The organism is Pseudomonas sp. DCB_BI (assembly GCF_026240995.1).
Taxonomy (GTDB): Bacteria; Pseudomonadota; Gammaproteobacteria; order Pseudomonadales; family Pseudomonadaceae; genus Aquipseudomonas.
This window is the reverse complement of sequence record NZ_JAPFCG010000008.1, coordinates 189,268-211,164: the sequence shown is the minus strand read 5'-3', so window position 1 is coordinate 211,164 and position 21,897 is coordinate 189,268. Positions and strand designations below refer to the sequence as shown.

19 protein-coding genes are annotated in these 21,897 nt (G+C 63.5%); 6 read left to right on the top strand and 13 right to left on the bottom strand.

The window, feature by feature from the left end:
• Window positions 1-46 precede the first annotated feature (46 nt).
• Both OO258_RS11325 and OO258_RS11320 read left to right on the top strand, forming a co-directional pair.
• Window positions 47-199, top strand: coding sequence for a hypothetical protein (locus tag OO258_RS11325; protein WP_266030447.1), 153 nt, complete (start codon window positions 47-49; stop codon window positions 197-199).
• Complete coding sequence (locus OO258_RS11320) at window positions 199-819, top strand: TetR/AcrR family transcriptional regulator (protein ID WP_266030445.1); 621 nt, start codon at window positions 199-201, stop codon at window positions 817-819. The genes OO258_RS11325 and OO258_RS11320 overlap by 1 nt, the downstream gene beginning before the upstream one ends.
• A gap of 37 nt (window positions 820-856) precedes the next feature.
• On the opposite strand, the gene preA is transcribed toward OO258_RS11320, so the two are convergent.
• The 3 genes from preA to hydA form a co-directional block, all read right to left on the bottom strand.
• Window positions 857-2,131, bottom strand: coding sequence for an NAD-dependent dihydropyrimidine dehydrogenase subunit PreA (gene preA, locus OO258_RS11315; protein WP_266030443.1), 1,275 nt, complete (start codon window positions 2,129-2,131; stop codon window positions 857-859).
• Complete coding sequence (locus tag OO258_RS11310) at window positions 2,132-3,499, bottom strand: NAD(P)-dependent oxidoreductase (RefSeq protein ID WP_266030441.1); 1,368 nt, start codon at window positions 3,497-3,499, stop codon at window positions 2,132-2,134. It lies immediately after the preceding gene.
• A gap of 81 nt (window positions 3,500-3,580) precedes the next feature.
• On the bottom strand, window positions 3,581-5,020 hold the full coding sequence (gene hydA / locus OO258_RS11305; protein WP_110744641.1) for a dihydropyrimidinase: 1,440 nt from the start codon (window positions 5,018-5,020) through the stop codon (window positions 3,581-3,583).
• 341 nt (window positions 5,021-5,361) lie between these two features.
• On the opposite strand from hydA, the gene OO258_RS11300 reads away from it, so the two are divergent.
• Complete coding sequence (locus OO258_RS11300; protein WP_266030439.1) at window positions 5,362-6,867, top strand: NCS1 family nucleobase:cation symporter-1; 1,506 nt, start codon at window positions 5,362-5,364, stop codon at window positions 6,865-6,867.
• 11 nt (window positions 6,868-6,878) lie between these two features.
• Window positions 6,879-8,162, top strand: a complete 1,284-nt coding sequence (locus tag OO258_RS11295; RefSeq protein ID WP_266030437.1) for a Zn-dependent hydrolase — start codon at window positions 6,879-6,881, stop codon at window positions 8,160-8,162.
• On the opposite strand, the gene OO258_RS11290 is transcribed toward OO258_RS11295, so the two are convergent.
• The 3 genes from OO258_RS11290 to nhaB all read right to left on the bottom strand — a co-directional run bounded on the left by OO258_RS11290 (window position 8,159) and on the right by nhaB (window position 11,441).
• Complete coding sequence (locus OO258_RS11290; RefSeq protein WP_266030435.1) at window positions 8,159-9,118, bottom strand: ribonuclease Z; 960 nt, start codon at window positions 9,116-9,118, stop codon at window positions 8,159-8,161. The genes OO258_RS11295 and OO258_RS11290 overlap by 4 nt on opposite strands.
• Before the next feature lie 87 nt (window positions 9,119-9,205).
• Window positions 9,206-9,751 (bottom strand): lipocalin family protein, encoded by a 546-nt coding sequence (locus OO258_RS11285; protein WP_266030433.1) that lies wholly within the window; start codon window positions 9,749-9,751, stop codon window positions 9,206-9,208.
• 187 nt (window positions 9,752-9,938) lie between these two features.
• Entirely contained in the window at window positions 9,939-11,441 is a 1,503-nt protein-coding gene (nhaB, locus tag OO258_RS11280) for a sodium/proton antiporter NhaB (protein WP_266030431.1), read from the bottom strand.
• A gap of 150 nt (window positions 11,442-11,591) precedes the next feature.
• Here nhaB and OO258_RS11275 point away from each other — a divergent pair, with 150 nt between their 5' ends.
• Together OO258_RS11275 and nudC are read left to right on the top strand one after the other, a co-directional pair.
• Window positions 11,592-12,404, top strand: coding sequence for a crotonase/enoyl-CoA hydratase family protein (locus OO258_RS11275; RefSeq protein ID WP_110744635.1), 813 nt, complete (start codon window positions 11,592-11,594; stop codon window positions 12,402-12,404).
• A 36-nt stretch (window positions 12,405-12,440) separates the two neighbouring features.
• A complete protein-coding gene (gene nudC / locus OO258_RS11270) occupies window positions 12,441-13,271 on the top strand; it encodes an NAD(+) diphosphatase (protein ID WP_266030428.1) in 831 nt (276 codons plus the stop codon).
• Between the two features lie 68 nt (window positions 13,272-13,339).
• Here the strand turns inward: nudC and OO258_RS11265 are convergent, their stop codons facing one another.
• The 7 genes from OO258_RS11265 to purB all read right to left on the bottom strand — a co-directional run bounded on the left by OO258_RS11265 (window position 13,340) and on the right by purB (window position 21,819).
• Entirely contained in the window at window positions 13,340-14,119 is a 780-nt protein-coding gene (locus OO258_RS11265) for a TSUP family transporter (RefSeq protein ID WP_003251244.1), read from the bottom strand.
• 184 nt (window positions 14,120-14,303) lie between these two features.
• Window positions 14,304-15,134, bottom strand: coding sequence for an alpha/beta fold hydrolase (locus tag OO258_RS11260; protein WP_266030426.1), 831 nt, complete (start codon window positions 15,132-15,134; stop codon window positions 14,304-14,306).
• Window positions 15,135-15,214: 80 nt separating this feature from the next.
• A complete protein-coding gene (locus OO258_RS11255; protein ID WP_280344718.1) occupies window positions 15,215-16,504 on the bottom strand; it encodes an NAD(P)/FAD-dependent oxidoreductase in 1,290 nt (429 codons plus the stop codon).
• Window positions 16,505-16,656: 152 nt separating this feature from the next.
• A complete protein-coding gene (locus OO258_RS11250; RefSeq protein ID WP_266030424.1) occupies window positions 16,657-18,615 on the bottom strand; it encodes a DNA topoisomerase III in 1,959 nt (652 codons plus the stop codon).
• Window positions 18,616-18,779: 164 nt separating this feature from the next.
• The gene (locus tag OO258_RS11245; protein ID WP_110744630.1) at window positions 18,780-19,208 is read right to left on the bottom strand and encodes a GNAT family N-acetyltransferase; all 429 of its coding nucleotides are present in this window, start codon (window positions 19,206-19,208) and stop codon (window positions 18,780-18,782) included.
• Window positions 19,201-20,367, bottom strand: a complete 1,167-nt coding sequence (locus tag OO258_RS11240; RefSeq protein WP_110744629.1) for a cupin domain-containing protein — start codon at window positions 20,365-20,367, stop codon at window positions 19,201-19,203. Before OO258_RS11240 ends, OO258_RS11245 begins: the two co-directional genes overlap by 8 nt.
• Window positions 20,368-20,448: 81 nt before the next feature.
• The gene (gene purB / locus OO258_RS11235) at window positions 20,449-21,819 is read right to left on the bottom strand and encodes an adenylosuccinate lyase (protein ID WP_266030418.1); all 1,371 of its coding nucleotides are present in this window, start codon (window positions 21,817-21,819) and stop codon (window positions 20,449-20,451) included.
• Between the last annotated feature and the right edge of the window lie 78 nt (window positions 21,820-21,897).

Here is a 21,897-nt window from a genome sequence, read left to right as displayed (position 1 = left end):
ACAAGCGGAGTAGACTAGGCCAAACACCATTCGGCACGGAGCATACATGGGTATTCGCGGTACGGATCGGCAGATCGACAACATAGAGTGCAACAAGGGTGGCTTCGACACGTTTGGGCCAGTGCGACCAAATGAACGGCGCTTTCATTTCATCGATCCGAACGGTCATGAACTGGCGGTGTGGGCGGCCCAAGCCTGATGGCCAACCACAAGATCGAAATCCGTCGGCGCAACATCGACAAGATTCTGCAAGCGGCGGAAAAAGTGTTTGCCGAGAAAGGCTACGGCGCCACCTCCATGGGCGATATCGCCGAGCAGGCCGAATTGCCGCGCTCCAACCTGCATTACTACTTCAGCACCAAGGACGAACTGTTCCGCGCGGTGCTGCACGACCTGCTGGACGTGTGGAAGCAGGACGCACTCTGCTTCGAGAACTTCGATGACCCGCGCGTGGTGCTGACCAGCTACATCCGGGCGAAAATGGGCCATTCGCGCTCGCGGCCGCTGGGCTCGAAAATCTGGGCCGAAGAGATGCTGCACGGGGCGCCAGTGCTGGGGGTGAACCTGGATGAAAGCCTGGTGCCCTGGGCGAAAATGAAGGAAGCCAAGATTCGCCGTTGGGTGGAGGAGGGGCGGATTCTGCCGGTCGAGCCGTCGGCGTTGCTGTACATGATCTGGGCGTCCACCCAGCACTATGCCGACTTTGGTTACCAGGTGCAGTTGCTCAATGGCGGGGAGGTGCTGTCTGACATGGCGTTCGAAAGTGCGGTGCAGACGGTGACCAGCGTGATCTTGCGGGGGATCGGGCTGGAGCCGTGACCCCGCGAAGGGGGCTGCAGGGCAGCCCCCCATTGCTTCAACTGGCCTCGCGGTACGGGTTACGCGGATCCTGCGTCCAGTTCAGGTACGGCTTGCCGGTGTCTTGTGCCTCCATTTCGATGCAGTTTTCCACCGGACACGTGATCTGGCACAGGTTGCAGCCCACGCATTCCTCCTCGATAACGCTGTAGGCATGCGTACCGTCAGCTTTCAGCGTGCTGGCAATGGCCTGGTGCGAAGTGTCCTCGCAGGCAATGTGGCAACGCCCACAGCCAATGCACGCCTCCTGGTCGATACGCGCCACCGACTTGAAGTTGATATCCAGGTACTTCCAGTCGGTGGTATGCCCCACCGCCTGTCCGCGGAACGCCTCGATGTTGTGGTGGCCATGCTGGTCCATCCAGCGCGCCAGGCCATCCTTCATGTCTTCGACAATGCGGAAGCCATGCAGCATCGCCGCCGTGCACACCTGCACCGCACCGCTGCCCAACGCCATGAATTCCGCTGCGTCGCGCCAGTTGCCGATGCCACCAATGCCACAAATCGGCAGGCCACGGGTTTCTGGGTCGCGAGCGATTTCCGCCACCATGTTGAGCGCGATCGGCTTCACCGCCGAACCGCAGTAACCGCCATGGGTGCTCTGGTCGCCAACGATGGGGTGGGCCACCATGCGGTCGAGGTCGACGCTGGTGATCGAGTTGATGGTGTTGATCAACGACACCGCATCAGCCCCGCCCCGGTGTGCAGCACGCGCCGACTGGCGGATATCGGTGATGTTCGGCGTGAGCTTGACGATCACCGGCAGTGAGCAGTACGTCTTGCACCATCGGGTGACCATTTCCACGTACTCCGGCACCTGGCCTACCGCTGCACCCATGCCGCGCTCCGGCATGCCGTGTGGGCAGCCGAAGTTCAGCTCGATGCCATCGGCCCCGGTGGCTTCCACCAGCGGCAGGATGAACTTCCACGATTCCTCCACGCACGGCACCATCAGCGACACGATCAGCGCGCGGTCTGGCCAGTCCTTCTTCACCTGGGTGATTTCACGCAGGTTGATCTCCAGCGAGCGGTCGGTGATCAGCTCGATATTGTTGATGCCTTGTACCTGGCGGTTGGCGCCGTAGTGCGCTGAGTAGCGCGACGACACGTTGACCGCCGCCGGGTCTTCGCCCAAGGTCTTCCACACCACGCCGCCCCAGCCGGCTTCGAAGGCGCGGACCACGTTGTAGGCCTTGTCGGTGGGCGGTGCGGAGGCCAGCCAGAACGGGTTGGGTGCCATGATACCGGCGAACACGATAGACAAGTCGGCCATTTACGCTGCCTCCACGTTGAGCATGAGTTGGGCATGGATGGCTTCGGCGGCCAGCTTGCCGTGTTGCACGGCCTGGACGGTGAGGTCCTGGCCAAGTGCCGTGCAGTCGCCGCCGGCGTATACGCCTGGCAGGTTGGTCTGCATGCTGGCGTCAACGCGGATGCGTTCACCCTCGCGGGCCAGTTGGGCTGCCACCGGGTCGGTGAGGCTGGCATCGTCGAAGCGCTGGCCGATGGCTTTGAAGATGGCGTCGGCGGCCAGTTCGAAGGTCTCCCCGGTATCGCGCAGGCGGCCTTCGGCCAGCTCGGTGCGGGCGAAGCGCATGCCGCGCACCTGGCCGACGTCATCCAACAGCACGGCGTCGGGGCGGGCCCAGGTGTGCAGGCGTACCTGGTTGGCCTTGGCGATGTCCTGCTCGTGGCCGGTGGCGCCCATGTCCGCGTGGCCACGGCGATACACCAGGTTGACGTCGCGAGCGCCGAGGCGGCTCATTTGCACGGCCATGTCGATGGCGGTGTTGCCGGCGCCAATCACCAGGCAGCGGTCGGCCAACGGTAGCTGGCTCAGGTCATCGGCCTGGCGTAGCTCACGGATGTACTCGGTGGCGGCGAGTACCCCGGGTGCTTCCTCGTCGGGCAGCCCTAGCTGGCGCACGGCATTCAGGCCAAGGCCCAGGAATACCGCGTCGTACTGATCGCGCAGTTCGCCCAGGCTGAGGTTTCCGCCCAGGCGTTGGCCATGGCGGACTTCGATACCGCCAATCCCCAACAAGAAATCCACTTCGCGCTGGGCATAGTCGTCTACCAGTTTGTAGCGGGCGATGCCGTACTCGTTGAGGCCTCCAGCCTTGTCGCAGGCCTCGAACACCACTACCTCATGCCCGTGCATGGCCAGCCGGTGGGCGCAGGACAGCCCCGCAGGGCCGGCGCCGACCACGGCGATACGCTTGCCGGTGGCGGGTGAGCGCTGGAACGGGTGCTCGCTGAATTGGGCGTTGTCCAAGGCATAGCGCTGCAGCTGGCCGATCAGCACCGGGGCGCACTCCTGCGCGTTGTTGCGTACGCAGGCTTGCTGGCAAAGGATTTCGGTAGGGCAGACGCGGGCGCAGCTGCCGCCGAGGATGTTGGCCGAGAGGATGCGTTCGGCGGCGCCTTGCAGGTTTTCGTCGCTGATGCGGTGGATGAACGACGGAATGTCGATTTCGCTGGGGCACGCGTTGACGCAGGGGGCGTCGTAGCAATACAGGCAGCGTGCACTCTCCACGGCGGCCTGGCGGGCGGTGAGGGGTGGGGCCAAGTCGCTGAAGCGCTCGGCCAGCTGGTCGGCGCCGGCGCGGGGGCGCGGCAAATGGTTCAGGGCGTTGGTCACGGTTGTAGCCTCTCTATTTTTTTAGGTGCAGGCGACAGGGAGTGCGGTGGATTCTGGGGCTGCACAGCAGCCCCAGTGGTTTCAGCGCTGAACAGGTATCGGCCGCTGCTGTTCCGCCCTGCGCCCCAGCACCTCGTACACCGAGGGATAGGCCGGCCGTTCCACATACCGCCCCGCGCCCGGTTCGGCGCGCAGGTCGCCATCCGCCCAGAGCACCTTGCCCTGGCTGATGGTGTGGCTGGGGACTCCGCGCACGGTGCGGCCTTCGAAGATGTTGAAGTCCACCCGCTGGTGGTGCGTCTGCGCCGAGATGGTGCGCGTGCCCTGGGGGTCCCACAGCACCAGGTCGGCATCGGCGCCCACCCGAATGGCACCCTTGCGCGGGAACAGGTTGAAGATCTTGGCCGTGTTGGTCGACGTCAGCGCAACGAACTCGTGCATCGACAGGCGCCCGCTGTTCACCCCAGCATCCCACAGCACCGCCATGCGGTCTTCGATGCCGGCGGTGCCGTTGGGGATGCGGCTGAAGTCGTCGCGGCCCATGGCTTTTTGCTCGGCGCAGAAACAGCAGTGGTCGGTGGCGGTGGTGTGCAGGTTGCCCGACTGCAGGCCGCGCCACAGTGCTTCCTGGTGCTCACGCGGGCGGAACGGCGGGCTCATTACATAGCCGGCAGCTGTGGCCCAGTCCGGGTCACGGTAGACGCTGTCGTCCAGCAGCAGGTGGCCGGGCAGGACCTCGCCGTATACCGGCTGGCCCTTGGCTCGCGCATAGGCGATTTCATCCAGCGCCTCACGGCTGGAAATGTGTACGACATACAGCGGCGTACCAATGGTTTCGGCGATGCGGATGGCACGGCTGGCCGCCTCACCTTCCACTTGCGAGGGGCGCGACAGGGGGTGTGCCTCAGGCCCGGTCAGGCCCTGGGCCAGTAGTTTCTTCTGCAGGTGGTAAACCAGTTCGCCGTTCTCGGCATGCACGGTGGGCACCGCGCCCAGTTCCAGGCAGCGCTCGAAGCTGGCCACCAGGGTGTCGTCGGCGGCCATGATCGCATGCTTGTAGGCCATGAAATGCTTGAAGCTGTTCACGCCATGCTTGGCCACCAGTTCGCCCATTTCCTCGGCCACCTGATCGCTCCACCAGGTAATGGCGACGTGGAAGCCATAGTCGCTGGCGCTTTTCTGGGCCCAGCCGCGCCAGGTATGAAAAGCCTCCAGCAACGACTGCTGCGGGTTGGGGATGACGAAGTCGATGATCGACGTGGTGCCGCCGGCCAGGCCTGCCGCAGTGCCACTGAAGAAGTCTTCGCTGGCCACGGTGCCCATGAACGGCAACTGCATGTGGGTGTGCGGGTCGATGCCGCCTGGCATCAGGTACTGGCCGCTGCCGTCGAGGATCTCGCAGTCGGTGGGTGGTTCGAGGTTTTGCCCAATGGCACGGATCAGGCCATCGGCACACAGGACATCGGCGGGGTAGCTCTCTTCGTGAGTAACCACGGTGGCGCCACGGATCAACAGGGACATGCCGTTTTCCTCGCAGGCTGACCGGTCTTGGCCGGTTCTTTGCATTGTCATGGAGGCCGGGCGGACAGGGCGGTCAATCCTGTCAGGCCTGACAAGATTCGAGGCTAGATGCTGATTCTGGATTCAGCAAGAAAATTTTCCCATTAATTTTGTGGTTTTTAACTGATTGATATTAAAGGAATTAATTTAAGGCGAAGATCGGCGTCGGGGTTTTCAGGCTATTTGACTAACTTGACAAGATGAAAATCTGGTCGAGATTTCTAAGCACATTCCGCGTGCGAACTCCGGTCATCGAATCAGCCTGATGAGCGAAAAATAGAAGAAAAACTGGAGAAGGGCCTATGCAACAGAGCAGATCGGAAGTGGTCGAGCAAGATGGCCTGTACGAGCTGTCCGAGGGCAGCGATGTTCTCGACAGCCCGCGCTACAACCACGATATAGCACCGACCAAAGTACACCAGCGCACCTGGAACAAATGGCACATCACCGCCCTGTGGGTGGGCATGTCCATCTGCGTACCCACCTACACCCTCGGCGGCGTGCTCACCGCCTACTTCGGCCTCAGCGTTGGCGAAGCGCTGCTGGCGATCCTGCTGGCCAACGTCATCGTACTTATCCCGCTTACCCTCAACGCCTTCCCCGGCACCCAGTACGGCATCCCGTTCCCGGTGCTGCTGCGTTCGTCGTTCGGCATTCTGGGCTCCAACGTACCGTGTCTGATCCGCGCGGTGGTGGCCTGTGGTTGGTTCGGTATCCAGACCATGTTCGGCGGGCTGGCCATTCACCTGTTCCTTGGTTCGGTGTTTGACGGTTGGAAGGCGCTGGGCGGGACAGGTGAGGTCATTGGCTTCATGATCTTCTGGTGCCTGAACCTGTGGGTGGTGCTGCGCGGCGCCGAGTCGATCAAGTGGCTGGAAACGCTGTCGGCACCGCTGCTGGTGGCAGTGGGCGTCGGTCTGCTGTTCTGGGCCTTGCCGCACATGTCGATGACCGAGCTACTGGCCCAGCCACCCAAACGCCCGGAAGGCGCCAGTGTGGTCAGCTACTTCTGTGCCGGGCTCACGGCCATGGTCGGCTTCTGGGCCACGTTGTCGCTGAACATTCCCGATTTCAGCCGTTACGCCCGCAGCCAGAAGGACCAGATTCTCGGGCAGATCTTCGGCCTGCCGCTGACCATGTTCCTGTTCGCCTCGCTGGGCGTGGTGCTGACTGCGGCCTCGGCGTCGCTGGTGGGCGAGACGGTGTCCGACCCGGTGAGCCTGATCGGCAAGATCCACAGCCCGTTCTGGGTAGCGTTGGCCATGGCGTTGATCGTGATTGCCACGCTGTCGACCAACACTGCGGCGAATATCGTGTCGCCGACCAATGACTTCCAGAACATCGCCCCACGCCTGATCGGGCGCAGCCGTGCGGTATGGCTGACCGGCTTTATCGGCCTGGCGCTCATGGGGCATGAGCTGCTGAAGAAGCTGGGCTGGATCGTCTCTGACCTGAGCCTGGAGAGCGTGTATTCCAATTGGTTGCTGGGCTACTCCAGCCTGCTCGGGCCGATAGCCGGGATCATGGTGGTGGACTACTTCCTGGTCCGCCGTCAGCAGCTGGACCTGGCCGGGCTGTATCGCGACGACGTGTATCCAGCGTGGAACTGGCCAGGTTTTGCCGCCTTCGCAGTGCCGGTGGGCCTGACGGTGATGGCGATTGGCAACAGCAGTTTCAGCTGGTTCTACGACTACGGCTGGTTTACCGGCTCGCTGCTGGGCGGCGCACTGTACTACGTCTTCGCCGGTTTGGCTGTGGGGGCGGGTTCAACCGCGAGGAAGCCTGCACCGACCACCAAAAAAGCCTGAAGGAGAAACCCGTGACCCCAGTCAAAGAGATCCTGAAGACCACTAGCCGGCACGTCGACAGCAACCGCTTGTGGCAATCGCTGATGGACCTGGCCCGCCTCGGAGCCACCGCCAAGGGCGGCGTCTGCCGCCTGGCCCTGACCGATCTCGACCGGCAGGCCCGCGACCTGTTCGTGCAATGGTGCGAGGCTGCCGGCTGCACGGTCAGCATTGACGCCGTCGGCAACATCTTCGCCCGCCGCCCCGGGCGCAACCCCAAGTTGCCGCCGGTCATGACCGGGAGCCATATCGACACCCAGCCCACCGGGGGCAAGTTCGATGGCTGCTTTGGGGTGATGGCCGGGCTGGAGGTGATCCGCACCCTCAATGACCTGGGCGTGGAAACCGAAGCACCGTTGGAAGTGGTGGTGTGGACCAACGAAGAGGGCTCGCGCTTTGCCCCGTGCATGATGGGGTCGGGGGTGTTCGCTGGCAAGTTCACCCTGGAAGACACCCTGGCCAAGCGCGATGCCCAGGGCGTCAGTGTTGGCGAAGCGCTGAACGCCATCGGTTACGCCGGCTCGCGCGCTGTGCTCGGCCACCCGGTGGGGGCGTATTTCGAAGCGCATATCGAGCAAGGGCCAATTCTTGAGGACCAGGCCAAGACCATCGGGGTGGTCCTTGGCGCCCTGGGTCAGAAGTGGTTCGACCTGACCTTGCGCGGCGTCGAAGCCCATGCCGGCCCAACGCCCATGCACCTGCGCAAGGACGCCCTGGTGGGCGCCGCCGCCGTGGTGGAGGCGGTCAACCGCACCGCCCTCGGCCACCAGCCACACGCCTGCGGCACGGTGGGTTGCCTGCAGGCCTACCCCGGGTCGCGCAATGTGATCCCGGGTGAGGTGCGCATGACCCTGGACTTCCGTCACCTGGAAGGCGAACAGTTGAATGCGATGATTGCCGACGTGCGCACGGTGATCGAAGCGACCTGTGCCAAGCATGGCCTCAGCCACGAACTGGTGCCCACGGCCGACTTCCCGGCGTTGTACTTCGACAAGGGTTGTGTCGATGCGGTGCGTGAATCGGCCAAGGCGCTGGGTTTGCCGCACATGGACATTGTCAGTGGGGCCGGGCATGACGCCATCTTCCTGGCTGAGCTTGGGCCGGCGGGGATGATTTTCGTCCCGTGCGAGAACGGCATCAGCCACAACGAGATCGAGAACGCCACACCTGATGACCTGGCGGCTGGCTGCGCAGTGTTGCTACGGGCGATGTTGGCGGCGTCGGAGGCAATTGCCAGCGGGCGACTGGCGGCCTAAGCACTGGCCTCAAGATGGCCGTTACGGCCAAGGTGGTAGCGCTGCAGGTCCTGCGCCAGGGTCAGCTGCCCGCTGTAATGGGCGAGGGCCTCGACGCGCACGTTGTCAATGTGCGGGCTGCGCCGTGGGTCGTTCTGGTAGCGGGCGCTGAAATGCGTCAGCACCAGGTTGCGCACGCCAGCGGCCTCGGCAAAGCGTGCCACCTCAGCGGCCGTGCTGTGGCCGAACGTGCCCCCGGTGCGTTCGACCACCGCCTGGGTGAAGGTGGCTTCGTGCACCAGTACATCCGCCCCCCTGGCGACCGCTGCCAGCAGTTCTGGTTGGTCGTTGTCCCCGCACACGATTACCCGCCGTGGCGGGCGCGAAGGCCGCAGGTAGTCGTTGCCGTTCAGCAACTGCCCGTTGTAACTGACGGTCAACCCCTTGGCCAGCCCGCCCCATAGCGGGCCACGGGGTATGCCCTCGGCTTCCAGACGCTGGATGTCCAGGCGTGGCTCAGGGTTGATTTCGGTGAATACGAAACCCACGCTGGGCACCCGGTGTGACAGTTGCACGGTGGTCACCTGCAGGGTCTCGCTGCGCCATTCGCTCAACGCTTCCACGGGCAACAGGCGTAGCTCGAACGGCAGGAAGGTGTCGCTGGCAAGCAGGCCCAGCCGTACCCAGTCGTGCAGTGCGGCGGGCAGGATCACTTCCAGCGGCTGCGTGCGCCCGCTCATGCCCGCGCTGGCCAGCAGGCCGGGCAGGCCGAAGCAATGGTCACCATGCACGTGGGTGATGAAGATCGCGCGCAGGTCGCGGATCGAAAGCGGGGTGTGTAGCAGCCGGTGCTGGGTACCTTCGCCACAATCGACCAGATACCAGTGGCTGCCACTCGCTTCGATCACGGCCGTGGCGCTGACATTGCGTGCCTTGGTGGGCACCCCGGCGGAGGTGCCGAGGAACAGCAGGTCCATACTCAGGCTCCTGTTTCAGGCCAGAAGCGACCGAGATGATAGGGGCGGCACACCTTAGCCGGATTGCCGCCCGCCGTCGACGGCCTGCTAGTCAGCCTGTCGCCAGATGAGCTTGCTGGTGTCATAACCTTGCTCGCGGGCGATGGTCAGCAGCTGCTCGCGCTGCTGGTCCGTGACCGCAGGCGTGCGCGAGAGCAGCCACAGGTATTCGCGGTTGGGGTGGCCGACCAGCGCCACACGGTAGTCCTTGTCGTGGTACAGCACCCAGTACTCGCCTTTGGTCAGGCCCGGTGCCAGGCGGCTGAACCAGTTGTCGAAACGCACCCACAGCTTGTCAGTGCTGCCTGGTTGCTGGGCCTCGGCGATGCCTTTGGCTTCATTCCACTGGCCGTCCTTTTCCTGGCAGCGGTTGGTTACATCGATACGGCCGTCCTCGCGCAAGCCGTAGCGTGCCTCGGACTTCACACAGTTACGTTGGAAGAACATCGGCAGTCGCGCCAGTTCATACCAAGTGCCCTGGTAGCGTTGCAAGTCGACCTGCTGGGTGCGCGGCGGTGCCGGGTGATCGTTGCCGGCGCAGCCGAGCAGGGCCAGGGTCATGCAGGAAAGCAGCAGTGTGGTGCGCAGCGCCATGAGAGACCTCCTTGGAGCGGATGGGGCTTACCTGGGGTTTGATGCGCGCGTGGCGCAAAAGTTGTATGGGAGTGGGGCATGTCTTTACATTGCATTATGGCTGCGGGCGGCGCTCGATCTCACAAACGACATCCCCCTGAAGCCATGCACCCCCAAACTGATGCACCCTCGCGCCAAACAGAGCACCTCACAGCCAGTACGTCACCGCCCACCACCCCAACCCGCCCATCACCACGGTATAGGGCAAGGCCATCCACACCATCCGCCCATACGACAGCCGGATCAGCGGCGCGATTGCTGAGGTCAGCAGGAACAGGAATGCCGCCTGCCCATTCGGCGTCGCCACGCTGGGCAAGTTGGTGCCGGTGTTGATTGCCACTGCCAGCGTCTCGAAGTGCTCGCGGCTCATGCCGCCGTTGAGAAACGCTTGCTTCACTTCGGTGATGTAGATGGTGGCAACGAACACATTGTCGCTGATCGCCGACAGCAAGCCGTTGGCCAGGTACAGCATGCCTGGTTGCTGTTCGGCCGGTAGCGTCAGTACCCAGCTGATCAACGGGCTGAACAGTTGCTGCTGGTGGATCACCGCGACCACGGCGAAGAACACCACCAGCAACGAGGTGAACGGCATGGCGTCCTGGAAGGCCCGGCCCAGCCGGTGCTCATCGGTGATACCGGTAAACGCCGTGATCAGCACGATCACCATCAGGCCGATCAGGCCAACCTCGGCCACATGCAGCCCCAGGCACACGATCAGGATCAACGCAGCGACCCCCTGGACCCACAGCGCCAGACGCTGGGCCTGGGTGCGTGCGGCATCATCCTCGGCGGCATAGGCAGCCAGTACCTGGCGCACTGTCTCAGGCATCAGCGTGCCGTAGCCAAACAGGCGCAGCTTCTCCAGCAACACGCAGGTCAGCAGGCCGGCACCCAGCACCGGTATGGACACGGGCGCCACCTTGAGGAAAAAGTCAGCGAAGTGCCAGCCCATCTCGTGGCCGATCAGCAGGTTCTGCGGCTCGCCCACCAGCGTGCAAACGCCACCCAGGGCAGTACCCACTGCGCCGTGCATCAGCAAGCTGCGCAGGAACGCGCGGAACTGGTTCAGGTCATCACGGTGCAACTGCGCCACTTGCTGGTCGCTGTCCAGTGCGCTGTCTTCACGTGGGTTGGCACCGGATGCCACGCGATGGTAGACCGCGTAAAAGCCGACCGCGGCGCTGATGATCACGGCCGTGACGGTCAGCGCATCGAGAAACGCCGAAAGAAACGCCGACAGTACGCAGAACAGTAGCGACAGCATGGCTTTCGAACGCACACCCAGCAGAATGCGCGAGAACAGGAACAGCAGCAGCTCCTTCATGAAATGGATACCGGCGACCATGAACATCAGTAGCAGGATTACCGGGAAGTTGTGCAGCAACTCCTCGTACAGCGCCTGCGGCGTGGTCATCTGCAACAGCAGCGCTTCAATCAGCAACAGGCCACCGGGCATCAGCGGGTAGCACTTCAGCGCCATGCCCAGGGTGAAGATGAACTCGAGCACCAACGCCCAGCCGGCTGCAACCGGGCCTACGGTTACCAGCAGCAGTGGGTTCAGCAGCAGGAACAGGCAGATGACCGCCTTGTACCAAAGCGGCGACTGGCCCAGAAAACCGTGGGCGAGGGTGCCGGTCAGTGAGCGTGACATGAATATGTATCCTTATAATTCGGCGATGGCGCACGGTGCCGGATCGGCGCGCCTTAGGCAAGGCGTGCAGTCCCGTTTTTGGCACAAGTGCGGCCATTGGGCTGGGTTACCATCCGCGTCATGAATTCTTCACCCACAGGAGTGCCGCCCGTGACCGAGTACAGCGCATTCAAGGTCGAACTGACCGACAATATCGCCCACGTTCAGATCAACCGCCCGGAGAAGGTCAATGCGATGAACGCGGCTTTCTGGGAAGAGATCGTTGCTATCTTTCGCTGGATCGATGAAACCGATGCTGTTCGGGTGGTGGTGATCAGCGGCGCTGGCAAGCACTTCTCCGCCGGTATCGATCTGATGATGCTGGCTTCGCTGGCCGGGCAAATGGGCAAGGACGTAGGGCGCAATGCGCGCTTCCTGCGCAGCACCATCCAGCGCCTGCAGGCCTCATTCACCGCTGTGGACAAATGCCGCAAACCCGTACTGGCGGCCGTGCAGGGCTACTGCATCGGGGGCGCCATCGACCTCATCTCGGCGTGCGACATGCGCTACTGCAGCGGTGATGTGCAGTTCTCGATCAAGGAAATCGACATGGGCATGGCCGCGGATGTCGGCACACTGCAACGTTTGCCACGTATCATCGGCGACGGCATGATGCGTGAGCTGGCGTTCACCGGGCGCAACGTTGCGGCCGATGAGGCCCTGCGCATCGGCCTGGTCAACCGGGTCTATGATGATCAGGCCGCGCTGATGGACGGAGTCTTTGCCATCGCCCGCGAGATTGCCGCAAAATCGCCGATCGCCGTGGCCGGCACCAAGGAAATGCTCAGCTACATGCGTGACCATCGCATCGACGATGGCCTGGACTACATCGCCACCTGGAACGCCGCGATGCTGCAGTCCGAAGACCTGCGCGTGGCTGTGGCGGCGCACATGAGCAAACAGAAACCGACGTTCGCCGACTGATCGGGCCGGGGGACGCGCAGTAAAGGAACCCCCGACATGTCAGCACGCTGGACTACCGCAGTACTCGACCCGCAGATTTCCGGGGGGCTGGCCGTGGCGCGCAGCCCGGAAGGTTTTTTGCTGGACGCCAATGGCGCGCTGTTCCCCCGCGACTGGCTCAAGCGCCAGGACCTCGACGTATTGTGCGAGCACGGCATCGGCCACTTCGACGGCCAGCCGGTGTTCCTGTTGGAGCTGCGCAGTGCCAGCGACGTGCCCGGCTGCAGCTGGCGGGGGTTGCGTGCGTTCATGCTGGAAGGCGACTCCGATCTCTACAAAGTGCTGGGCTATGCCGCGCAGATCGGCACCTGGGCCCGCGAGCATCGTTTCTGCGGCAGCTGCGGCCAGGCGATGACGCAAATTCACTGGGAGCGGGCGATGTATTGCCAGCCCTGCGACCTGCGTAGCTATCCGCGCATTTCACCCAGCATGATCGTGCTGGTGACCCGCGGTGATGAAATCCTGCTGGCGCGTTCGCCACGCTTCGTCACCGGCGTGTACAGCACCCTGGCAGGTTTTGCCGAGCCGGGTGAGTCGGCCGAAGACTGCCTGGTGCGCGAAGTGCGGGAAGAGGTGGCGGTAGAGGTGCAGAACATCCAGTACGTCGGCAGCCAGTGCTGGCCGTTCCCGCATTCGATGATGTTGGGTTTCCATGCCGAGTATGCCGGGGGCGAGATAGTCATGCAGCCGGACGAGATCGAGGACGCCCAGTGGTTCAACGTCCACGACCTGCCCCCGCTGCCGGCCGGGCGGTCCATTGCCCGCTACCTGATCGACTTGTACGTTGCGCGGCGGCTAGGCTGTGCTATTCCGGCTTTCCCGTCCTAACTGCAGTCAGCAATGTTCTCCGACTAGGCGCAGGGCTTTGGCAATGCTCATTCCATTGCCAAAGCCCCTCAGGCCTGCCCGAACCAGTGCTGCCACGCTAAGCGCACCGTCAACGCCAGCACCACGGTGATGAACACCGGGCGGATGAATTTGCTGCCGCCGCTGATCGCCGTGCGTGCACCAAAAAAGGCGCCGACCATCACCGACAGGCCCATGCACAGGCCGACGATGTAGTCCACCTGCCCGGAAATGATGAACACCGTCAGCGCCGCGATGTTGCTGACGAAGTTCATGCTGCGCGCCACGCCGCTGGCGCGGACCAGGTCGATGGGGTACAGCAGCAGGGTACTGACCGTCCAGAAGGCCCCGGTACCTGGGCCCGCCACGCCGTCGTAGAAGCCCAGGGTGAAGCCTTGCGGCACTTGCCACTTTTTCTTGATGGGCGCATCGGCATCCAGCGGCGCCTTGGGCGTGCCGCCGAACAGCAGGTAGATGCCACAGGCGAAGACGATCACCGGCAGCATCTTGTTCAGCCATTCGGCAGGCATGTAGTGGGCGATGACCGCACCGAGCAATGCCCCGGTCAAGGTGGCGAACAACGCCGGGCGCCACTGCGCCGGGTGAAACAGTTTGCGTTTGTAGTACGTGAAACCTGCAGTGGCCGACCCGAAGGTGGAACTGAGCTTGTTGGTGCCCAGTACCAGGTGCGGTGGCATGCCGGCGGTGAGCAGGGCCGGGGTGGTGAGCAGGCCGCCGCCACCGGCGATGGCATCGATGAAACCGGCGACGAAGGCCACCAGGGCCAGGATCAGCAGGGTGAGGGGTTCTACGGTGAGTTCGAAGGGCATGGGGTCTTGGCAGGCAGGGAAGGCAAAGGGGCGGCAAATGGCCGCGCTAGAAGGGTGACATGGTAATCCTGGGGGCGGTGCGTTGCCAGTGCTGGCCCTTTTGCGGGTAAACCCGCTCCTACAAATATGGCGGAATCCTGTAGGAGCGGGTTTACCCGCGAAAGGGACGGTAGAGGCTATCGCATCAGCTACGGATAAACGCCAGCAGATCCGCGTTGATCACATCGGCATGGGTAGTCGGCATGCCGTGCGGGTAGCCTTTGTAGGTTTTCAGGGTGCCATTGGGCAGCAGCTTCGCCGACAGCACCCCGGAGTTTTCATACGGCACGATCTGGTCATCGTCGCCATGCATCACCAGTACTGGCTGGTTTATGCCCTTGAGGTCTTCGGTGAAATCGGTCTGGGAAAACGCCACGATGCCATCGTAATGGGCCTTGGCGCTGCCGATCATGCCCTGGCGCCACCAGTTGGCGATGATGCCTTCGCTGGCTTTGGCACCGGGGCGGTTGTAGCCGTAGAACGGGCCGGCCGGTACGTCCCGGTAAAACTGCGCGCGGTTGCTGGCGACCTGGGCCTGGAAGTCGTCGAACACCGACTTGGGCAGGCCGCCAGGGTTAGCGGGCGTTTGCACCATCAGGGGTGGTACGGCGGCGATCAGCACCGCTTTGGCCACCTTGTCCTGAGGGTACCGGGCCATGTAGCGAACCACCTCACCACCACCGGTGGAGTGGCCGACATGCACGGCGCCCTGGGTGCCCAGGTGGGCAACCACAGCTGCCACGTCGTCGGCGTAGTGGTCCATGTCGTGGCCATCCCATACTTGGCTGGAACGGCCATGGCCACGGCGGTCATGGGCTACCACGCGATAGCCCTGGGCGAGAAAGAACAGCATCTGGGCGTCCCAGTCATCTGCGCTCAGCGGCCAGCCATGGTGGAAATGAATGACCGGCGCGTCGCGGGAGCCCCAGTCCTTGTAGAAAATCTGCACGCCATCCTTCGTGGTTACGTGACTCATGATCGTGTCTCCTGTCTGCAGGAACCGAAGGGAGCTATTGAGAATAGGGGAGATTTCGGCGCAGCAAGTGCCGGTGGTCTTCAGAGCGTGTCACGCATTCTGTACCAGGCCTTGGCGGCGGCTTCCAGCGGTGCTGCGAGCAGGTCCCCGCCGGGGAAACGACCGTTGTCGATGCCTTGGTACAGCGCCAACAGGTCGTCGTCACCGAGAATGGCATCACTGACCGCTCGTGCCGCGGCCAGGGTCGGCAGTACGCCGTGGCCGGAGAAACCCTGCAGCCAATAGCGCTGCCCTTCGTGGCCGACGTCAGGGGTGCGCCGGAGGCTGCAATCGATATGGCCGCCCCAGGCATAGTCAATGGCGACTCCGGCCAGTTGCGGGAACACCCGCTCCAGGTAAGGGCGGGTGGCGCTGGCGACGTCCTTGGGAATGCCGCCCAGGTAAGTGCAGCCACCGCCGAACAGCAGGCGGTGGTCTGGGGTGAGGCGGAAGTAGTCGGGTACGAACTGGTTGTCGATCACGCAACTGTTGCGAGGTAGCAACGAATGGGCGAAGTCGGCGTCCAGAGGCGCGGTGGCCACCTGGTAGGAACCGACCGGCAACAGGCGCCGCGACAGGTCACGGTCGAGGTGGTCGATGTAGGCGTTGCAGGCCAGCACCAAGACTTGGCAGCGCACTTCGCCGTTGTCCGTCCGGGCGATATAGCCGTTGCCGGCTTGTTGATAGCTGAGTACCTGGCTCTGTTCGTAGATGTGCCCACCACCGGCTTCGAGGGTGCGGGCCAGGCCTTGGGCCAGCTTGAGGGGGTTGAGGTGGGCGCCTTTGCCGTCATACAGCGCAGCTTGGTAACGGGGGCTGTCGATCCATTCCGGCAGCTCGTCGCGGCCGATCAGGCGCAGGGCGTCGTAGCCCCATTTGTGTTCGGCGTCGTGCAGGGCTTCTTCAAGCATTTTCACCCGGCGCGGCAGCACGGCGGTCCATAGGCTGCCCAGCCGATAATCGATATCAAAGCCGTGGCGTTGGGGCAGTTCGCGCAGTTCGTCGGCCGCCCAGCACATGCTTGCCCACAGCCGTTGGGTGCGTTCCACGCCCAGGGCCTTTTCCAGTGGCGGCATGTCGCAAGACCAGCCGAGCAGGGCCTGGCCGCCATTGCGCCCAGAGGCAGCCCAGGCCACGCGGCTGGCTTCCAGCACTGTCACGCGCTTACCGGCCTGGGTCAGGCGCAGGGCCGTGTGCAGGCCGCTGAAGCCGGCGCCGATGATCAGCACGTCGGTGTCATGGCTGCCTTGCAGGGTAGGGCGTAACGGGATGTTGGCGGGGTAAGTCTGGGCGTAGTAGCTGGCGACGTGCTGGGCGGACTGTTTGAACATGCAGAAGCCTCGTGAAAATTATTGTGATTATTTTCATGAAAACTTAGCAGGTAAATTTCATGGTGCCAATGTGTCGTGCGGGGCTTGTGGTTTTCCCCATTGAGGTGTGCTGTCTGTACCGGCTTGTTCGCGGATTACCTTCACTACAACGGCTAGGTTGTTGCTTTTTTCCGAGGCTGGCGGGGTTTGCTGGCGGTAGTCTTGCCTCCAGCCGCTTTACTCTTGCCACCACCGCGACGCTTTTTCTTCCAGGGCGGCGCTGCCCCGGCTGCCGGCCCGCTGATGGTCATGCGCAGCCCGCTGCAGCGTTCCACCAGCTTGCCCATCCACGCCGATTGCCGGGCGACGAACTCTTCGAGGGTCATCTCGCCACTCTGCACCATGTCCAGTGCCTGCTCCCAGATCGCCGTGGTGCCAGGGTCTGCGATGGCGCGGGGCACGGCGTCGATCAGGCTGAAGGCCGCAGGCGTGGCCGCGAGCGCTTTGCCGTTCTTCACCAGGTAGCCGCGGTCGAGCAGGCCCTGGATGATGCTGGCGCGGGTGGCTTCGGTGCCGATGCCGGTGGTTTCTTTCAGCTTCTGCTTCAGGCGCGGGTCCTCCACCAGCTTGGCCACGTTTTTCATCGCCTTGATCAGGTCGCCCTCAGTGAACGGCTTGGGCGGCTGGGTCCACAGGTCTTTCAATTGCAGCCCTTGCACGGTGCAGTCCTGGCCTTCGCGCAGCACTGGCAACACTTGAGCCGGCGGTGCTTCACGACCCTTGGTGGGGGTCAGTGCCTCGGGCAGGGCGCGGCGCCAACCCGGCTCGACGATCTGTTTGCCGACGGCGCGCAGGGCATGCCCGGCACAGTCGAAGTCGGCCTGGGTGCGGTCGTACTCGTGGTTGGGCAGGAATTGCGCCAGGTAGCGGGCGCGGATCAGGGTATACACAGCCTTGTGCTTGCCCGACAGGCGCGACGGGTCGCTGGCAGCGGCAGTGGGGATGATGCCGTGGTGGGCACTGACCTTGGCGTCGTTCCAGGCCCGCGAGCGGCGCTGGGGCTCCAGGAACGGCTGCAGCGGCGCCAGGCTGGTGTCGGCACGCTGCAATGCTGCGAGAATGGCTGGCGCCTCGGCATGCTGGCTTTGCGGCAGGTAACCGCAGTCGCTGCGCGGGTAGGTGATCAGCTTGTGGGTCTCGTACAGCGCTTGGGCGATGTCGAGGGTTTCCTGGGCGCCGAGGCCGAATTTTTTCGAGCACAGCTCTTGCAGGGTGCCAAGGTCGAAGGGCAGCGGTGCGGCCTCGCGCACGCGCTCGGTGGCGACCTTTACCGCCCGGGCAGTGCCGGCCTGGCCGATATCCGCGGCGGCTTTTTGCGCCAGCTCCTGCTTCAGGCAGCGGCCCTGGTCATCGCAGGCGTCTTCGGGGGCGCGCCATTGGGCGTTGAAGCGCTGGCCGGCGTGCTCCAGCTGCACGTCGATGGCCCAGAACGGCACCGGCACAAAGTCGGCGATGCTGCGGTCGCGGTCGACCACCAGGCGCAAGGTAGGCGTTTGCACCCGGCCCACCGGTAGCACGCCCTGGTAGCCGGACTGGCGGCCAAGCAGGGTGAACAGCCGGCTCATGTTCATGCCGATCAGCCAGTCGGCGCGCGAGCGGCCCAGCGCCGAGTGGTACAGGTTGAACGTTTCGTGGCCGGGCAGCAGGCGCGCCAGGGCCTTGCGGATGGAGGCGTCGTCCAGTGCCGATAGCCACAGGCGCTGCACCGGGCCACGGTAGCGGCAGTGCTCGACCAGTTCGCGGGCGATCATTTCGCCTTCGCGGTCGGCGTCGGTAGCGATCACCAGCTCCCGGGCTTCGCCGAGCAGGCGCTTGACCGCCTTGAACTGGCTGGCGGTCTTGGGCTTGACCAGCATCTTCCATTTTTCCGGGATGATCGGCAGGTCGGCCAGGTTCCAGCGCTTGTAGCGTTCGTCGTAGCTGTCGGGCGGGGCGGTTTCCAGCAGGTGGCCTATGCACCAGGTGACGCAGACGTCGGTGCCTTGCCAGCAGCCGTCGCCCTTGCGGCTGGCGCCGAGCACTTTGGCGATGTCTTTTGCCTGGGAGGGTTTTTCGCAGAGGAACAGGCGCATGGCCGGGACGCTTTATCGGGGTGGTGGGCCATAGGATGCGCAAGCGGGGGCGCAGAGGCAAGTTTTATCTGGATGGATGTACAGGTTTTTGTCAGGGGAAATGTCTTTACCTGAGCCGGCCGCTTCGCGGACAAGCCCGCGAGGCGGCCGGTGCAGGTTGTGGATCAGGCGCGCGAGTCGCGCACCATGTCCACGTGCGGGATGCCCGCTTCAAGGAACTCTTCGCTGACTACGCGAAAGCCCAGCCGCTCGTAGAACGGCGTGGCATGCACCTGGGCGCTGAGCATCTGCTGCTTCAGGTCGCGGTTCTGCGCTTCGACGATCACGGCGTTCATCAGCGCATCACCCACCTTCAGGCCACGCCAGTCCTTGAGCACCGAAATGCGCCCGATCGTGCCATCGGCCAGCAGGCGCGCAGTACCGATCGGATAATCACCTTCCAGTGCCAGGAAATGCTGCGCGTCCATATCCTCCGAATCGAACTCCAGTTCCGGCGGAATGTGCTGCTCGGCCACGAATACCGCTTCACGGATTCGACGGATGTCGGCATTGTCCTTGTGCCAGTCTGCGAGGCGCACGCTGATTTTATTCATTGGCGAATCCCAGGCTTCCTTGTTTGATCAGTTGCTGTACCAGCATGAGGCCATCTTCGTCTTGCAGCCATTCCGCCAGGTTGTCGATGTGCAGGGCGTCGGCCGCACACACCAGCTTCAGCAGCTCGCGCAGTTTCCCCGGCAGTGGGCAGCTGCGACCGCTGGCGAACAGCAGCAGGTCATCTTCGAATTCCGACCAGGCCATGCGTGCAGCCGGGTTACGGATCAGAATGGCACCTTGCTCCAGGGCGTCGATCAGCTCTTCCTCGCTCAGCTCTTCGCCGACGATCTGCTCGGGGTAGCGCGGCTCGGTCATGAACTGGCCGAACCAGGTCAGCAGCAGGTCCTTGTCGCCCATGTGCTTGTCGAGCAGCGCCTTGAGGCGGTCGAGGGCGTCATGCTGGATCTGGTGCGGGTCGCTGACAGGCTGGGCGTCGGCGTCGCTGTAGCGTTCTTCGTCGGGCAGGAACTGGCCGAGGAAGTCGGTGAAGTGGGTCAGCACTTCAGCAGCGCTTGGGGCGCGGAAGCCGACCGAGTAGGTCAGGCAGTCATCCACGGCCACCCCGTAGTGGGCCAGACGCGGTGGCAGGTAGAGCATGTCGCCTGGTTCCAGGGTCCACTCTTCACTCTGCTCGAATTCAGCCAGGATACGCAGGTCGGCGTGCTCCAGCAGCGGGCTGTCGCTGCTGCACATCTGGCCGATCTTCCAGTTGCGCTGGCCGTGGCCCTGCAGCAGGAACACGTCATAGTTGTCGAAGTGCGGGCCAACGCTGCCACCCGGGGTGGCGAAGCTGATCATCACGTCATCGATACGCCAGCTTGGCAGGAACCGGAAGTTCTCCAGCAGTTCGGCCACCTCCGGAACGAACTGGTCGACGGCCTGTACCAGCAGGGTCCAGTCTTTTTCGGGCAGCTCTGCGAAGGTGTCTTCGTTGAACGGACCACGGCGCAGCTCCCACGGGTGGGCGCCGTGTTCCAGCACGATGCGCGACTCGACTTCGTCTTCCAGGGCCAGGCCAGCCAGTTCGTCGGGGTCGATCGGGCTGATGAAGTCCGGGAAGGCCTGGCGCACCAGCAGCGGCTTCTTCTGCCAGTAGTCGCGCATGAATTCGCGGGCCGAGATGCCGCCGAGCAGCTGCAGTGGAGTATCAGGATTCATGTTCAACCTATTGAAAAAACGTAATTTTCGTCCGGGAATAAAAACGCCCGGCCAGGCCGGGCGTTGTACGCGACGGTCAGCTTAGATGCGTTTGGCCTGGGCTGCCGCGTTACCGATGTAGGTAGCAGGGGTCAGCAGCTTGAGCTCGGCCTTGGCGTCGGCTGGCATCTCCAGGCCGTCGATGAAGGTCAGCAACGCTTCAGGGGTGATGCCCTTGCCACGGGTCAGCTCTTTCAGCTTCTCGTAGGGGTTTTCGATGTTGAAGCGGCGCATGACGGTCTGGATCGGCTCGGCCAGCACTTCCCAGCAGGCGTCCAGGTCGGCAGCGATACGAGCTTCGTTGACTTCCAGCTTGCCAATGCCTTTCAGGCTGGCTTCGTAGGCGATGACGCTGTGGGCAAAGCCCACGCCCAGGTTGCGCAGCACGGTGGAGTCGGTCAGGTCACGCTGCCAGCGCGAGATCGGCAGCTTGCTGGCCAGGTGCTGGAACAGCGCGTTGGCGATACCCAGGTTGCCTTCGGAGTTTTCGAAGTCGATTGGGTTGACCTTGTGCGGCATGGTCGACGAGCCGATTTCGCCGGCCACGGTCTTCTGCTTGAAGTAGCCCAGCGAGATGTAGCCCCACACATCGCGGTCGAAGTCGATCAGGATGGTGTTGAAGCGGGCGATGGCGTCGAACAGCTCGGCGATATAGTCGTGCGGCTCGATCTGCGTGGTGTACGGGTTGAACTGCAGGCCCAGCTCGTCTTCGATGAACGCGCGGGCGTTGGCTTCCCAGTCGATCTGCGAGTAGGCCGACAGGTGGGCGTTGTAGTTGCCCACGGCGCCGTTGATCTTGCCCAGCAGCGGTACGGCGGCAACCTGGGCGATCTGGCGCTCCAGGCGGTACACGACGTTGGCCAGTTCCTTGCCCAGGGTAGTCGGCGAAGCCGGCTGGCCGTGGGTGCGTGACAGCATTGGCACGTCGGCGTGAGCGTGGGCCAGGGCGCGGATGGCGTCGGCGATCTGACGCATCAGCGGCAGCAGCACGTCGTCACGGCCGGCGCGCAGCATCAGGGCGTGGGACAGGTTGTTGATGTCCTCGCTGGTGCAGGCGAAGTGGATGAACTCACTGACCTTGGCCAGCTCAGGCAGCTGGGCAGCCTGCTCCTTGAGGAGGTATTCGATCGCCTTGACGTCGTGGTTGGTGGTGCGCTCGATTTCCTTCACACGCTCGGCGTGCTCCAGCTTGAAATCGCTGGCCAGGTTGTCCAGCAGGGCGTTGGCTTCGGCGGAGAACGCCGGCACTTCGCTGATCTGCGGGTGGGCGGCCAGGCGCTGCAGCCAGCGCACTTCGACCAGGGCGCGGAAACGGATCAGGCCGAATTCGCTGAAAATGGGGCGCAGGGCCTGGGTTTTGCCGGCATAACGGCCGTCTACAGGGGAAACCGCAGTGAGCGAAGAAAGCTGCATGGGGTGTTCTCGGACAGTCAGGCTTTTGGAAGGGCGCATATCATACATGAAAATTGCGCCTGGGTCGGGTGGCTGACC